A 15,207-nucleotide genomic window follows, 5' to 3' on the forward strand; every position below is an offset into this window, starting at 1 on the left:
TATTATCACCGACCCCTATGAACGATAGCTGGCATTGATTTTGACATAGTCATAAGATAGGTCACAGCCCCATGCTTTACCGGCTCCGTTCCCTACATGCAGATCAACGAATATTTTTATAAATGGCTGACTTAAATAGCTTCGTGCTTCGTCCTCGGAAAACATACAAGGTACACTATTATGAAGCATCTTAATAGGGCCTATGGCTATATCAACTGTATTAGGATTAATTACTGCATTTGTCTGCCCAATCGCACCAATAATTCTTCCCCAGTTGGCATCTGCTCCAAATATCGCAGTCTTCACTAAATTTGACCCGACTATTTGTTTGGCGATAAATCTTGCCTCTTCAGGAGTGTCAGCACCTAGAACCTCCACTTCAACTAACTTAGTAGCACCTTCTCCATCCATTGCGATTTGCTTGGATAAATTCTCACAAGCTTTTGTTAAAAGTTCAACAAAGGTTTCCCAATGAGGATGTTCTGGTGTTAATGGATCATTACCGGCCAGACCGTTTGCCATAAAGAGAACCATGTCGTTTGTAGACGTATCTCCATCTACGGTAATTTGATTAAAGGTTTGATTGATTACATTTTTTAAGGCAGCTGATAAATTCTCAGAGGAGATGGCTGCATCCGTTGTTAAGAAACCAAGCATGGTAGCCATGTTCGGATGAATCATTCCCGATCCTTTTGCAGCTCCGCCAATCGTAATGGTTTTGCCATTAATTACGCTTGAGTATCCGCAATTTTTCATCACGATATCAGTAGTCAGTATAGCCGTTTGAAAATCAACGGCATCACTATTTAAATTACCAGGTGACAAGGATTGAATTCCATTTGCGATTTTTTCCATATCTAAAAACTCACCAATCACACCAGTCGATGCAACGGCTACATAATTTTCTTTGATGCCGAATTTTTCAGATGTTAAGGAACGCATTTTTAATGCATCCATGTATCCTCTGTCTCCTGTACAAGCATTGGCACATGCACTGTTTACCACAACTGCCTGTAAGAGACCTTCACACGCAATGCTTTCTTGAGTCACTTTTAAAGGAGCTGCTTGGAATTGATTAGTCGTATAAACTGCTGCTGCTGAAGCCGGGATTTCACTTACAATGACCCCTAAGTCCTTTTTAGCATAGCGGAGGCCGGCATGGACCCCTGCTGTTGTAAAACCTTGTGGTGATAGGATATTCCCATTTTCAATTTCAACAATTTTATCCTTTAACAATAGTGGCATTCCAGATCCTCCTTAAGGGTACATGGGAATAAACTCTAATCCCGTTTTCTCATCTAATCCATTCATCAAATTGGCATTCTGAACCGCCTGACCGGCAGCTCCTTTCATGAGATTATCGATGACAGAAACAACCGTTAACCTTCCTGTTCTCTCGTCAACATGTAAGCCAAGATCACAATAATTCGATCCAGAAACTTCTTTTACAGAAGGGAAATTTCCATTCTGCCTGATCCTTACGAACGGATTCCTCAAATACTGTTCATTATATAATTCAATGATTCTAGCAGTATTCATATTTTTTGAAAGCTTTACATATATGGTAGCCATGATTCCTCTTGTGATTGGCAGCAAATGGGTATTGAAAGTAATAGGTGAAACTCCTGCATCCCATTTATTCAATTGCTGTTGAATTTCAGGAATATGCTGATGCTCGTTTACCTTATAGATGCGAAAATTTTCATTAATTTCCGAGAATAGAAGGCTTTTAGATACAGATCTTCCAGCTCCGGAAGCACCAGATTTTGCATCGATGATGATCATATCCGGGTCAATCAATCCTTCTTTTACCACTGGCGCAAGACCCAATAACGTTGCTGTAGGGTAACAGCCAGGATTCGCAATTAATTTAGCATCTATAATTTTTTCTTTATTCCATTCACTCAACCCATAAACGGCTTTTTCCAATAAACTGCTTTTTACTGGTTCGTGTTTATACCATTTTTTATACACTTGTCCATCGGTAAGCCGCAGGTCACCGGATAGATCGACAATTTGAATTCCTGTTTCCGAAAAGGCAGAAACAAGTTTACTAGATACACCTGAAGGAGCTGCTAAAAAAACGATATCTGAGTGACTGGCAATCTTCTCCACATCAATATGTTCAAGTTTTAAACCTGTTATTCCGTTCAAATGTGGAAACTCTTCATACAAAGGAATCTCATCTCTGGTCGTATGCACTGAATGTATACTAAATACAGGGTGATGATGTAAAATGCGAAAAAGCTCGCCACCACCATATCCAGTAGTGCCAATAATAGATACTTTCAAAACGCTCCTCCTCGAAACAGTACGTTTATTTAAGTCTCAACTTTGATAACTGTTTAGCTTTAGCGCCACACAATATCCACTGCTAACCGTGCGCTTGCACTTTTCTTATGCCCATACATAATTTTTGCCCCAGCTGTCTTTGGCCAGTGCTTCCACTTCTTCAACAAGGCTATCTTCAACCATATAGATATCCCCCTGTTCATATGGGTTATAGTGAAAGGCATACATTCTAGATAAAAATTCATGAAACAGAAGGGAAGATTCACCATTAATTTCACCGTAACCTGAAACGCTTGGCTCAATGCCTTGTCCCCAATTTTGGCCACTGTCGTTGTTCGGATTGTAAAAATAAATCCGGTAATCTCCGTTATGATCTTTTTTAATCCTTTGAATGGATACGGCATGAAGACCGAGCATAACCCCGTGTACGTTTGTGATGAAAATTCCCACAGGATTTGGATAAATCAATTCGTACCCTTCGTTATAATCCGGATGGTGTGTGGCATAGAACAGCCGGACGAATGTGGAGTAATTGGCGACTTGTAGTGTGAGTGGATTGATTACATTTATAAAGCCTTTGGGAATCCACTCACCGTAAAATTCCGGGTTCACCCACTTATGTCCGTCTTCTCCACGCAGGAGCGTTCGCTTCATCATTTCGTTATATATTTTATCGAGGTGGGATACTAGAACAATCGATACAGGATCCAAATCTTGGTGGATTTCTCCAGCAACTCCACCAGTAATGAGGCTGGAGTGGATTGACTCACCTTCAAATGTCATGTCAATATCATTATCACGGGCGGCACGGGCAATGTACTCTAAAAGCTGTCCGATTCCATGCTGAGACCAAAGTGATATGGCTCTTGCTGACTGACAGGTTGGATTCAGACCCTGTCCGACACCAAGCGGCTGTCCGAGAACACTAACTACCCCAGCAACGAGCACACCATTTAGACTAATACCGCACCGTTCAAATTCAGGCTTTGAAAGAATTTGCTTAACCTCAGAATGGATTGGGAGCTCAAACAGGCGACGGATGGCCGGCAGCAGATGATCCTGCGAAAGAACACCGCGGTCAAGCATTCCTGCAAGCCCATATATTGCTTGCCGTGTTTCAGGAAAGATTGACAGCTGAATCATATCGTGAATCAGTTCTCGATTGGCATTAAAGCTAGCCGCTCCTGTTTCTGATAAATCAAGGGCTACAGGAATCAAGTCAGGGTTCTTCCTATTTAGGAATCGCAACAGTACGGCGTGATGGGGGGAAACAAGCCCGGTTTCTTTCATTGATCCTGCAAACATCTTGGATTCAGCCTCAAGTTCATCAGCAAAGGCCTCCGATAATCCAAGTCTATATTCCCTTTGATTCGACACATCCTTACTTAGTGGTGTTGGACCATTGGCAGCACGCGAGTACTTTTTAAGAGCTTCCGCAGTTTTTTCATCCTGTACACTTTCAATTAAGGGTTCAAACATGTGAATCATGTTTAAAATCCGTCCAGTCATAATCGGGCGCTGAACGGTCAGGCGGTCAATCTCCTCAGCAATTTTATCAACAATTGCCTTAAACGAAAGTTCTTGACCCAGGTATTGGAACAAGCGCCGTGCTCGAATTATGTGATCATCTAATTGAATGCGGTTTTCTTCCGTTTCTGGCGGGAATAAAAGGTCGAGATTTAGTGCAAGGATTTCATTTAAAAAAGCGCCTGCCTCTTCTGCACTAAAACTTTCGTGAATGTATTCCCTTTTGGCAATTGCAAGCATTCTCATTTCACTTAACAATTCTATAATGGATTGGACACCTTTAAGCTTTAGTGAACCGCCGGCAAGTGGGGGCTGCATTTTTGCAGGATCTTCCCATGGTCCGCCAAGGAAGACACCCGATTTGTCAAAGCGAGGGGCATTTGCATAAAGAATGGCAAGTCCATCCTCTGATTCAGCAAGTTCAATCGCCAATTGAAAAACGTCTGTCTGGTACATGCTTTTCGCGAAAGATTTTGCCTCCTCAAGTCTATCTAGGGCAATGTCAAATCTATTTTTTAAGACAGCAGTTAGTTTACTCATCCTTTTCTTTTTTGACTGGGTCGTCATCCTACTGTTCCCTCCTAAAGGTAAAAATCATATTTTTCATACTTTTTCATGAGGGTTCTCATCACTTCGCTGTCATTTCCGGTGAAGAAAATCGTTCCGTAATGGTTCCCAAAGCCCACCCGTTCTGCCACTTTGGAGGTAACAGGAATGAACATATCATGTCTTTCAAAATAAGGATGGTTTTTGAGATCTTCAGGGATATTAAGCTTTTCAATAATTGTTACATTTGGATAGACCATCAAGCTGCCTGCATATCCCTTTGCAGATACCACTTCCTTAGGGAAAAAGGTGTCAAGTTCTTCTTCGGTTGTATCCGGATCGCTGCAAAGAATTTGTGCCTGAAATGCGCTGAATCCGTAAGCCTTTTCGATTAATTCAAAGATATGACCACCAGGAACACGAGCGGCCACCTCGCCGAAATTCAAAGTTCCATCCGGGGCAATGAAATATTCAGGGTGTATGATGCCATATTCGATCTCAAAGGCATCTACAAGCTTTTCAATCGCTTCCCTAATCATCGGTCGCCATTCTTCAAGCGAAGGTGATGCAGGTACAAAATTGGAGTGACCAAGTTTTACATACTCGGTAATATTTAGGAACCTTACTTTCCCATTATGTATAAATGCTTCACAGGAGAATTCCTGACCATCAAGGTGGCTTTCCATAAGGAGCGGAAATTCAGAATCACAAATTTGTTCTATCTCGTGTCGGTCCCGAATCATTCGATGGCCAACTGTACCCGCTTTATTATATGGCTTCACATGTATCGGGTCATTCAAATCGCCGTCAAGCTTAATTAATGCCTCGTTTACTCTATTTAAGAATCGATAGATATCATCCTTGTTTTCAGCTTCCGCAAATACTCCCACACGGATGCCAGCCATCTGGGCTTTCCGCTTCATCAACCCTTTGTCACGGAGTAGCAGAGATTTATGGAAAATACGTGGGTTCTTGTTTAACTTTGCATTTAAAGCACCAGCCCATTCAACGGTTTCCTCGTAAATCGGTACGGCAACTTTAGTATTGAGATCCTTTAATTTTTCATAGAGTTCTTCTGATCGCATCTGTAAATCTTCAAATACCCATGGGACAAGATGTATACCATGGGTGTCAGCAAATTCTTGAAATTCAGGTGGACCCACAACCACATACGGTCGATTCATTTTGTCAATCGCTTCGATTGCGTGCAGGCTCCAGCCCAGCAATGCCGTTATTTTACCCTTGTTCTGTTTCATCTGAATAACTCTCCCTATTTTTGAATTAATTAAAAGATCATAACAGCCTTATTCTAGCAAAAATTAATATCTAAATTTTCAGATTTACATAAATTGTACAAATACTTCAAACGACTTTAACAAATTATTTACATTGATTTACTAAAATAGGGAAGACATCAAAATAGATGTTATTTCAAAAAATCGGGCAAAGGGGTAATATAATGAACAACTGGTATGCTAGATTGACAGACTATTTTCCAGAAAGAGAAATGAAATCGAGAAAGCATTTTGAAATCCTTTTTAACGAAAAACAAGGAATCTATCAATTAGAGGAAAGTCAAGACTTTGTACTTGTTTATTTCGAAATGTCTGATTTTATCTTCATAGATTACATACTAGTGGCCCGAAACAACCGTCGAAATGGGAGAGGCAGTAGGATTCTTGACCAACTGAAACAAAAGGGGAAAGCGATCATACTAGAAGTTGAACCAGTTACTCTTATAGATCCTGACTCAGAAAAAAGAATACAATTCTATGAGAAAAATGGTTTTTTAAAGATGAATTCTATTCGTTATGAACGAATCCATTTGGTTACAAATGAGTTAAATAAAATGGACATTTTTTGTTGGTCTCCAGTTACTAAAACAGAAAAATGGGTTTATGACAAGATGCATGCTATATATGAGGGTGTGCATGCTTATAAAGCCAGAGAATTATATGGGCGAGATCCCCAGCCTGTGTCAGATGTTCTTAGGAAAAAGGAACTAGCGTATAGTAAAGCTTAGTTATAGTTTTTTAATATTTTTTCTAATATTGATATTGTGAACGTACACATAAATAGGTGCAGTGTTAATTAATGAATAATAAAAAAGCTGACAATCGTCAGCTTCTTTTAGTTATTAAGATTAAAAAACAAAACATAGTCACCCGGGCCAATCAAAGCTACGCCGATGACAACAGCAATTAAAACGAGATTATACTCAAATCCGCCATTGGTCATCCAGTATCCATTTTTGCCATGTACGGTAAAAATAGCATCAATCATTACGATAACAATCATAATCGCACCAATCCATGTAAGAAAACCTGCAGCGAAAAGTAATCCGCCTATCAATTCAAAAAGGCCTGCCAGCGTAGCCCAGACTTTTGCTCCTTTTTCAAGCCCGAGTGTTTCAAGCCAGTTTCCCATGCCGGCAATGCCAGGACCACCGAACCAGCCAAATAACTTTTGTGCGCCGTGTCCAAAAAAGGTTAGCCCAATAACCAGCCGAATGATTAATAGCCCGATATTAACCAACATTATATTTTCAGTCATACTTTACCCTCTTCCGCTTTAAGTGATTAAAATGTATATCCATTAAAGAAATGAAAAACTTATTTTGGGTAAATAATCCATTCCTTATTCTAGCCTATTTGTAAGATTACTATTTAAACCACGGAATGACTAGAGTAAAAAGACCTCATCTTAGTCCACATTTAATGGCAAATATTAAATTTCCCATTAAAAGTTAAAAGCAGTGTGATTTCGATTCTGAAACCCACTGCTCTTATCATTTTATATAGGTTATTTCTTTAATACTTCCTTCAATCGAAGGTATTCTTCCTCATTAATCTCACCATTTACAAGGCGTTTTTGAAGTATAGAAAATGCATCTTCTCTTCCACCAAAGCAACCTTGGTAGCGGTATCTACGCCACATAAAGATTCTTAGAAAGAGGAAGCTAAAAAGTAAAATAAAGAACAGAATTCCGAAGATCGGATGAAAAGGATGATAACCCCAAAACATAAACATTCCTGCCTTTCATTATTTTTTTGAATGATCCTTACACACCTAAATTTAACCCTTTTTTCTAAACTGCCAATAAACAAATTCTAAAAAAATTATTAATAAATATTAAAGAATGAATTTATAAAAAAAGTCATTTTAAACGGTAATAATCTAAACTAGGTATGAACAATTAATAAAAATTTAAGAATTTCATTACTTATTATTAAGATATAGGAAGTATTGTTGCATAGTAGAAATTAGTTTGAAGGGTGATTTTATGTCCATTCGCAAAAGCCTATTTATTTCAAATGCAGCCATGATAATGATACCTATTATAGTGTTTTTCCTTTATTTTCTATTGCTTAATATTGTGATCGGCGGGGGTATGAAAAATTGGACCCAAAACTTTCAACATCGATGGCAAACACAACCTTCCGGAACCAATAATCAATTATTTACGGATTTAAAGAAAACAGCCTCTCTTGAATCAGAAAAATTCTTAAATCCATCATTCACCGACTCAATAACAAAGAAATTAACAGGTAAAAACGTTGGAGTTATTATCCGCAAAGATGAGAAGGTGTTGTATATTTCCAATCGAGTAAAAGATCTAAAAAATGAAAAATTACCTAGTTTCGGCAATGAAGGGTACATGGCGGCTACATGGATTGGGGACCACCCATATGCTTTATGGCAGCATGATTTTTACTTTCAGGACGGAAAGAAAGGATCCATTCTTTTGTTGGATGAAGGAGTGCCATTTATTCAATTTGCCAAAAAATTCTTTCCAATGATTTTTATTGGATTGGTTATCATTGTTGTTTTTACAAATGCACTCCTTTCTTTGTTCATGTCACGTAGAATTTTAAAGCCAATTGAACAGCTAGCTGATGCGGCTTCCAACATTAGTCAAGGTCAACTGGATTTTAAGCTGGCCTCATCTAGTAAAAACGAATTGGGAAAACTCGTTAATCATTTTGATGAAATGAGACAGAAATTAAAAAATGCAGCGGAATTAAGAGAGCAATATGAAAGGAATCGCAAAGAATTAATTGCTAATATCTCACATGATTTAAAGACGCCCATTACAACCATTCGCGGCTATGTCGAAGGAATTAAGGATGGAGTGGCGAACACAGAAGAAAAGCTAAAAAGGTACCTTAATACCATTCATATTAAGGCAGCGCAGTTAGACCGCTTAATCGATGAGTTGTTCCTATTTTCTAAACTTGATATGAATGGAATTTCATTTTATTTTGAAAATGTCGATATTATCGCTTACCTCAAAGATTATGTAGAGGAACTAAGGCTTGAAATGCGTCAAGAAAACGTACAATTATTTTTAGAGATAAAAGGAGATTCCCGTACAAATGTATTATTAGATCGAGATAAAATGATTCGGGTCATGAACAATATTATTTATAATAGTGTGAAATATGGGGATAAGGATCAATGCATGATTTGTATTTCAGTAGAAGAACAAGGAGATCTCATAGAGGTCTCGAGTGGTGATAACGGACCAGGTGTTCCAAGTGGAGACCTTTCTAGCATATTTAATCACTTTTATAGGGGGGATCCATCCCGTAATTCCACTACGGGTGGAAGTGGAATAGGTCTTGCAATCGCAGCTCAAATTATTAAGGCTCATGGTGGTATGATATGGGCGGAAAGTCCTCCTGGTCAGGGATTAATTATTAAATTTACACTTTCAAAACAAGAAGAAACAGGTGACCATGCATGAAACGTATTTTAATTATCGAGGATGAAAAGAGTATCGCTGAGTTAGAGCGGGATTATTTAGAGATTGAGGGCTTCGAGGTCGAGATTATCACTGACGGGAAAAAGGGACTAGATGCGGCATTAAGTAAACCATACTGCTTAATTCTACTAGATGTTATGCTGCCCAAAGTGAATGGTTTCGAGATATGTAAACAAATTCGAAAGGAAAAAGATATACCGATTTTAATGGTTACAGCAAAAATGGAGGATGTTGACAAGATTCGTGGGCTTGGGCTCGGAGCAGATGATTATATTGTCAAACCATTTAGTCCGAGTGAATTGGTAGCGAGGGTTAAAGCACACTTGGCAAGGTATGATAGATTAGTTCGCAAGAATGTAGCTGCTTATGATGAGGTACAAGTCCGCGGTCTTCATATTAACAGAACATCCAGGCATGTGTTTATAAATGGAAAAGAGATTGGGCTAACAGCTAAAGAGTTTGATTTGTTATTGTTTTTCGCTGAACATCCCAACCAGGTTTTTAGTAAAGAACATCTCTTTCAACGGATTTGGGGACTAGATTCATTTGGGGATCTAGCAACTGTCACGGTACATGTAAGAAAAATCCGCGAAAAAATTGAAACAAATCCGGCCACGCCACAATTTATCGAAACTGTATGGGGGGCAGGCTATCGATTTAAAGGATAATTATTTTTTAGAGGAAACAGAGGACAGAAGGGAGAGAGCTAGATGAATTCGAAAAAAAACTGGTGGCTATTAGTTATTGTATCCATTGGAGTTATGACTCCGTTTGTCGCCCCATATTTAACTTTCAATCCTGATAATAGTCGTGTCGTGATTATATCGCCAACAATTCAATATCCTGTTCTTATTGCTCATATTGTATTTGCTTGTTTGGCATTAATTTCGGGCTTTATACAATTTATAAAACGTATTCGTCTTCAAAAGCCGAAGATTCATCGTTTTCTAGGCCGGCTGTACGTTGGCAGCATCTTAATAAGCGGATTACTTGCATTAGTGCTGGTTTTCTATGCTGAGAATTTCACAAAAGCGATTTCTTTTCTAGTCTTATCTTTGATATGGCTTTATACATGCTGGAAAGGTTTAAGAGCGGCAGTTGGAAAAGAAATGAATGAACATCGTTGCTGGATGGTCCGTAGTTATGCTGTTACCTTAGCGGCGGTGAGTGCTCGCTTATTGGTGCCTGTTTTACTTTTAACTTACTATATACTAAACGGGTTTTCTCTGCCAGCAGGAAGAGAGAAGATGATTGAAGAAGTGTTAAACGTAAATATTTGGGTAGGACTTATTCTTAATTTTATTATTATAGAGTGGAGGATACTTAGCTCTGGCAAAATTAAATCAAACAATGCACAAAGGGACGGGATACAGATTTAAAAGTGCAAACTATAATAATTATGTGTGACTCGTGGTTAATATTTATAAGAAGAAGGTCTGCCTGAAATTGGCAGACCTTCTTTAATACTAATTTTTTATTTCACTTATTGTTTTTGATTCGACATCAATCGAATAGTTCTTAGTGTTCTTATTAATCGATCCGCCGTCACCTTTAAAAATGGTCGACTTTGTTTCGGCAGAAGGCTCAATGTGAACTGGTACAGAAGTTTGACCAGCTTGCAGCGTGAATGCTTGGGTGAAATTCATATCATTACCCACCTCTACTTTTTCTCCATTTATGGTAAAGTCTGCGCCTTTAATGGCATTTCCCGTGACGGTCATAGTCGAACCGCTCACACTGATTTGACTCACGACTAATGGAAGATCAATCCAGCGCAGGATGGTATCCTGGACAAGCATTTTGTTATTCCCTTGATTGGCCACCACAATTTTCATATCGGTTCCCTGTGCACCATAGCCATAGTAGCTAATATCGTCATCTGATGGATCGTTGGGGGTATGGTCAGTTAAACCTTCTTGTTCCCAAGAATTGTTTTTTACATATTTATAGGTAAGCTCGGTTCCTTCTTCTAACTCCATTGTATATTCCCAATCAGCTGTTACCGCACCATTTCGGCTCATCGACCAAGCTCCGGTATTCCATCCATTTAAGCTGCCAGGGATATTAACTTGAGCGGACAATGGAGTATAGTCCGGTGCATGCACTTTAAAGGTGACCTGAACCATGACAATTTCCGGTGTTACGCTTACGGTGTTTGAATCTACATAGTTTCCTGCCTGATCAAAGATGCGGATTTGGTACTTATAGGAGGTGCCATTGGCTACCTGATAATCACGGAAGGAGGTAACATCCCCGTTTAAGGTTGTAAGAACTTGGCCATCACGGTAGATTAACGCTTTATATGGCTGTTCTGGCTCTGATAGTTTCCAAGTTAAATTGACTTGACCCGACTCTTTAACCGGTGTATCCAATACAACTTCTTTAGCAGGCGGGGTCGTATCAGATGTACTATGAGTATAGGTCACTTCTCCTGTTGCAGAGTAAACCCAGGTCGTCCCTAAATCAGGTGTAAAGGCCAACCGGTACTCATAAGTGCCAGCTTCATAGGCCGTAAAGCTTCCTTGAAACTCATTTGCTTGGCCATCCTGTGCCTGTCCAGTATATAGGGCAGGGGAGGATTGCCATGTTGTTTGTCCTTTTAGCCTTACTTGAAGCTCAGCTGTAACTCCTTCTGCTGCGCCAGCTTCAGTCGCACCAGACAAGTAAAACGTTGCATTTACATTCGAAGCTTTCGCCAGATTCAGTTCTCCGTTCTCTAATTTTGTCAGATCTTTAATACTTGCCTTTGTCACATCGAAATGTGGAACTAAGCCGGATGTGGCTGCAGGTACCGATTCATTACCATTTCCATCTACAGCTGTAATGGCAAAATAATAGGTACGGCCATTATCTAAATTGGAAATGGTTACAGATGGATTAGTTGTTTCTTTAACTTTTGTCCATAGTCCACCAGAAACAGTAGATTGATAAACATTGTATTTGGCACCATTTCCTGTCCAGCTTATTGTAACCTGTTTAGAACCCGCAGCGCCTCTTACATCTTTAACGGATACTGGTTGTTTTACTTCATTAACTGTTAGTAACATCCGGCCTGATTCAGCAGGTACGGTTAGTGAAAGTTTGCCATCCCTTGTTGTGGATTCATATTTCTTATCTAATTGGTCTACAAAACGAAGACCATTTGCTAGCAGCTCTTTTGTATCGATTTCAACCGTTTGTGAATTTTTCCCTCTGTTGACAATCACGAGGCCAGATTTTGTCCCTTTTGTTCGGACATAGGCCAATACATCACCTTTTGCATAAACGTGGTGCAAATCTCCATAGGCAAATAGGTCGGCATTTTCCTTACGGATTTGCCCAATTTTTTGATAATGGGCAATCAGGGATTTATCTTCTTTACCCCAAGGATACGTTCGGCGGTCATCGGGGTCTTTTGATCCGGTTTGACCTGCTTCATCCCCATAATAGATGGTCGGTGCTCCTGGATAACCCATTTGAAGAATGGAAGCCAGTTTCATTCGATTGACACCTTCATTGTAATTGTAGTTCGGATCTTGTTCTGCTCTATAATACGTATCTGTGCCATTGCCTAACAGGAAGATTGCACGAGCTGTATCATGGGATCCCATTAGGTTCATAAGGGCATAAAATGCTTCCTTTGGATAGTCCTCTTGTACAGCGAGGAGGGTGTTCTGTGCATTAACTGCATTGCCGTTCTTTAAGTAATCTAAGATGGCGCCGCGGAAACGATAGTTCATTACAGAGTCATATTGATCTCCCAAGAAATACTTGGATGCATCATCCCAAATCTCACCTAAAATAAGAGGCTCTTCCTCTTTTTGAAGTGTTTTTCCAGCTCCTGTCATCGTTTTTGATTTCATTTGCTTGCGGAATTCCTGCCAGAAGGAACTGTCAACTTCATTCGCTACATCAAGCCTCCAGCCAGATGAACCTTGATCAATCCATGTCTTTGCAACAGAATCCTTATCATAAAAAATATAATTGGCCAATTGTGTGTTGTTAAGTTCACTTGGGTGGTCGACCTTGGTACCATCCACTGATTTAAACACTGGCAGACTATCATAGCCCCACCAATCGTCATACTTATAATGCTGACCTGTTGAAACACCGTTAACTTTTTCATTGTCTACTTTTTCATTTTTGATATCGAACCAGTTTTCAAAACCGTATGGGCTGAAGGTTTGGCCTTGGTCAATAAATTGCTTCTTCGCTTTTTCTTTGGCAGCTGGTTCGGTTAATTTTTCTTGGTTCATCAAGTCATAAATACGTGACCAATATTCATAAGCACCTACGGTTTTATATTTGTTATAACGGTCGAAATAGATAGAGTCATCGGAAACATGGTTAAAGACTCCGTCTAAAATGAGGTGCATATGACGTTTTGATAATTCTTTTGCAAAATCCTCGAATTCCTTTTTCGAGCCAAACATTGGGTCGACCTGTTTATAATCGGCCGCATCGTATTTATGGTTGGATGGTGCAAGGGCTATTGGGTTTAAATATAGTGTATTAATGCCTAGAGATTGAAGATAATCTAGCTTTGCTTTGATACCGGCAAGATCACCGCCAAAAAAGTCGTTGGTAAATTCTCCATCCCCTTTATAGGAACCAGTGCCTTGTTCATATGGATTATCAGGCAATGATGACCAAGTGTCGGGATGTTCAATTGGCTGGCTGCCGCGTGCTCCAATCTGATCCTTCGCAGTGTCATTTACTTTGTTTCCATTATAAAAACGATCCGGAAAGATTTGATAGACCACAGCTTCTTTCATCCAATCTGGTGTTTTGTAGGACGGATCGTATACTGTTAATTGGAATAAGCCTGCATTTTTATCCTCCGCTTTCCCCGTATGGCCTTCCTGTGTATCTTCTCCGTACTCAGCGGTTGCATCTTGATCGCCAACTATGAATTTATATCCGTAGATTCCTTTGTCAGCAGGGGTGAATGCAGCTTCCCAGAATTCAACTGCCCCTTTGTCAGCTGTATCAGCCCAGCCGGCATTTTTCATAGAAATAACATTTGAGGTTCCCGTATTATAGTTCTTAACATATAGTCTAGCTCTTGTCAGGTCACCTTTCTTAGCGGACACACGCAAGGTTACTGGTTGATTAGCAGGAATTGCCCCGAATGGTGTCCGGTAGACTTTGTCCCATGAATCATGATAAAGCGCAGACTTATCAATTAAACCATCCAATCCGCTTGGCTTATAATCTGTATATACTTCATTCGTTTCTTGTTTATAGAAAAATGTGATGGTTGTATCAGCTAGTACATTTAGCTTTTCATTTGAAGATGGGTAAGACTCCGTCCAGTCCTTGCCTAGAACAATCTTGAATTCATAGCTTCCTTTTGGCACCTTTGCAGTGTAAGAGTAGACATTGTTAAAATGATCATCTGTTAGCAAGGCGGTTGATTCTGCAGGGCTCCATGCTGGACCTGCCTGAATTGCAGGCTGAAGGGTTCCAGCAATGCGGGGCTGTCTGTCCCCAGATAATGGAGTGTAATGGGTGCTGTCGGCAATGGAGTGTGTGTTATCATTGTAGTAGAAGGTGACATCTTTTTGTTCATTTAACGATAATTTTATGTTGTTCCCGCCGGGAGTTCCACCTTCTCCGTAATTTTCATCCCAGCTTCCGCCGATGGCGATTTTGTACTCATATGTACCCGCCGGCAATGTCCCTGTAAAGGTGTATAGCCCATTTCTTTGGTCGGCCATTTTCGTTACAGCGGATGAGGGATCCCAGTCCCCAGCGTTTCCTAACGCTTTTTGTAAATTCCCTACAAGAACAACCTGCTTAGTTACAGTTTCTGCTGCATTTACCGTTTCGCTTGAGAAACCTGCCAACAGTTGCAGAATTAATCCTGTAATGGTGACAAGCGACAATAGTGTTCGCTGCTTCTTTTTCATAGAAAAACCCCTTTTCCCTATGTTATATTTAGTTGGGAAATCGTTTGCACAAAATGACATAACTATCCTTCTATTACGGATCTAGTAAGATAGCAAAAAAACAAGAAGCGGAGTGCAATCGTTTTCACAAACAAATAATACTATTTTTTGCTGGTTAATTCAATAGAAAGTTAGATTAAGAGTCTA

Annotated in this window: 11 protein-coding genes; 4 read left to right on the forward strand and 7 right to left on the reverse strand. The window is 39.7% G+C overall.

The features are described 5' to 3' along the window. Window positions 1-15: 15 nt before the first annotated feature. The 4 genes from argJ to AAHB15_RS04055 form a co-directional block, all read right to left on the reverse strand. The gene (argJ, locus tag AAHB15_RS04040; RefSeq protein WP_342041774.1) at window positions 16-1,245 is read right to left on the reverse strand and encodes a bifunctional ornithine acetyltransferase/N-acetylglutamate synthase; all 1,230 of its coding nucleotides are present in this window, start codon (window positions 1,243-1,245) and stop codon (window positions 16-18) included. 12 nt (window positions 1,246-1,257) lie between these two features. Then, window positions 1,258-2,292, reverse strand: coding sequence for an N-acetyl-gamma-glutamyl-phosphate reductase (gene argC / locus AAHB15_RS04045; protein WP_335573894.1), 1,035 nt, complete (start codon window positions 2,290-2,292; stop codon window positions 1,258-1,260). A gap of 105 nt (window positions 2,293-2,397) precedes the next feature. Then, on the reverse strand, window positions 2,398-4,386 hold the full coding sequence (locus tag AAHB15_RS04050) for a hypothetical protein (RefSeq protein WP_342041775.1): 1,989 nt from the start codon (window positions 4,384-4,386) through the stop codon (window positions 2,398-2,400). A gap of 14 nt (window positions 4,387-4,400) precedes the next feature. Continuing rightward, a complete protein-coding gene (locus AAHB15_RS04055; protein WP_342041776.1) occupies window positions 4,401-5,621 on the reverse strand; it encodes an ATP-grasp domain-containing protein in 1,221 nt (406 codons plus the stop codon). A 203-nt stretch (window positions 5,622-5,824) separates the two neighbouring features. Between AAHB15_RS04055 and AAHB15_RS04060 the strand changes: the two genes are divergently transcribed. Continuing rightward, window positions 5,825-6,388: a GNAT family N-acetyltransferase gene (locus AAHB15_RS04060; protein WP_335573891.1), complete on the forward strand. Its 564-nt coding sequence runs from the start codon at window positions 5,825-5,827 to the stop codon at window positions 6,386-6,388. A 107-nt stretch (window positions 6,389-6,495) separates the two neighbouring features. Here the strand turns inward: AAHB15_RS04060 and AAHB15_RS04065 are convergent, their stop codons facing one another. Both AAHB15_RS04065 and AAHB15_RS04070 read right to left on the reverse strand, forming a co-directional pair. Continuing rightward, complete coding sequence (locus AAHB15_RS04065; RefSeq protein ID WP_098530700.1) at window positions 6,496-6,900, reverse strand: DoxX family protein; 405 nt, start codon at window positions 6,898-6,900, stop codon at window positions 6,496-6,498. 267 nt (window positions 6,901-7,167) lie between these two features. Beyond that, entirely contained in the window at window positions 7,168-7,389 is a 222-nt protein-coding gene (locus AAHB15_RS04070; protein ID WP_342041777.1) for an SHOCT domain-containing protein, read from the reverse strand. Between the two features lie 259 nt (window positions 7,390-7,648). Between AAHB15_RS04070 and AAHB15_RS04075 the strand changes: the two genes are divergently transcribed. The 3 genes from AAHB15_RS04075 to AAHB15_RS04085 are packed head-to-tail and all read left to right on the forward strand — an operon-like array spanning window position 7,649 to window position 10,509. Then, window positions 7,649-9,112, forward strand: coding sequence for a sensor histidine kinase (locus AAHB15_RS04075; protein WP_342041778.1), 1,464 nt, complete (start codon window positions 7,649-7,651; stop codon window positions 9,110-9,112). Next, the gene (locus tag AAHB15_RS04080) at window positions 9,109-9,798 is read left to right on the forward strand and encodes a response regulator transcription factor (RefSeq protein ID WP_144562292.1); all 690 of its coding nucleotides are present in this window, start codon (window positions 9,109-9,111) and stop codon (window positions 9,796-9,798) included. Before AAHB15_RS04075 ends, AAHB15_RS04080 begins: the two co-directional genes overlap by 4 nt. A 42-nt stretch (window positions 9,799-9,840) precedes the next feature. Further along, window positions 9,841-10,509: a DUF2306 domain-containing protein gene (locus AAHB15_RS04085; RefSeq protein WP_335573887.1), complete on the forward strand. Its 669-nt coding sequence runs from the start codon at window positions 9,841-9,843 to the stop codon at window positions 10,507-10,509. 87 nt (window positions 10,510-10,596) lie between these two features. Here the strand turns inward: AAHB15_RS04085 and AAHB15_RS04090 are convergent, their stop codons facing one another. After that, window positions 10,597-15,021 carry a pullulanase X25 domain-containing protein gene (locus AAHB15_RS04090; RefSeq protein WP_342041779.1) on the reverse strand — a complete coding sequence of 1,475 codons (4,425 nt, stop codon included), beginning with the start codon at window positions 15,019-15,021 and terminating at the stop codon, window positions 10,597-10,599. Window positions 15,022-15,207 lie beyond the last annotated feature (186 nt).

It is taken from the genome of Bacillus sp. OTU2372 (genome assembly GCF_038440275.1).
Taxonomy (GTDB): Bacteria; Bacillota; Bacilli; order Bacillales; family Cytobacillaceae; genus Neobacillus; species Neobacillus bataviensis_B.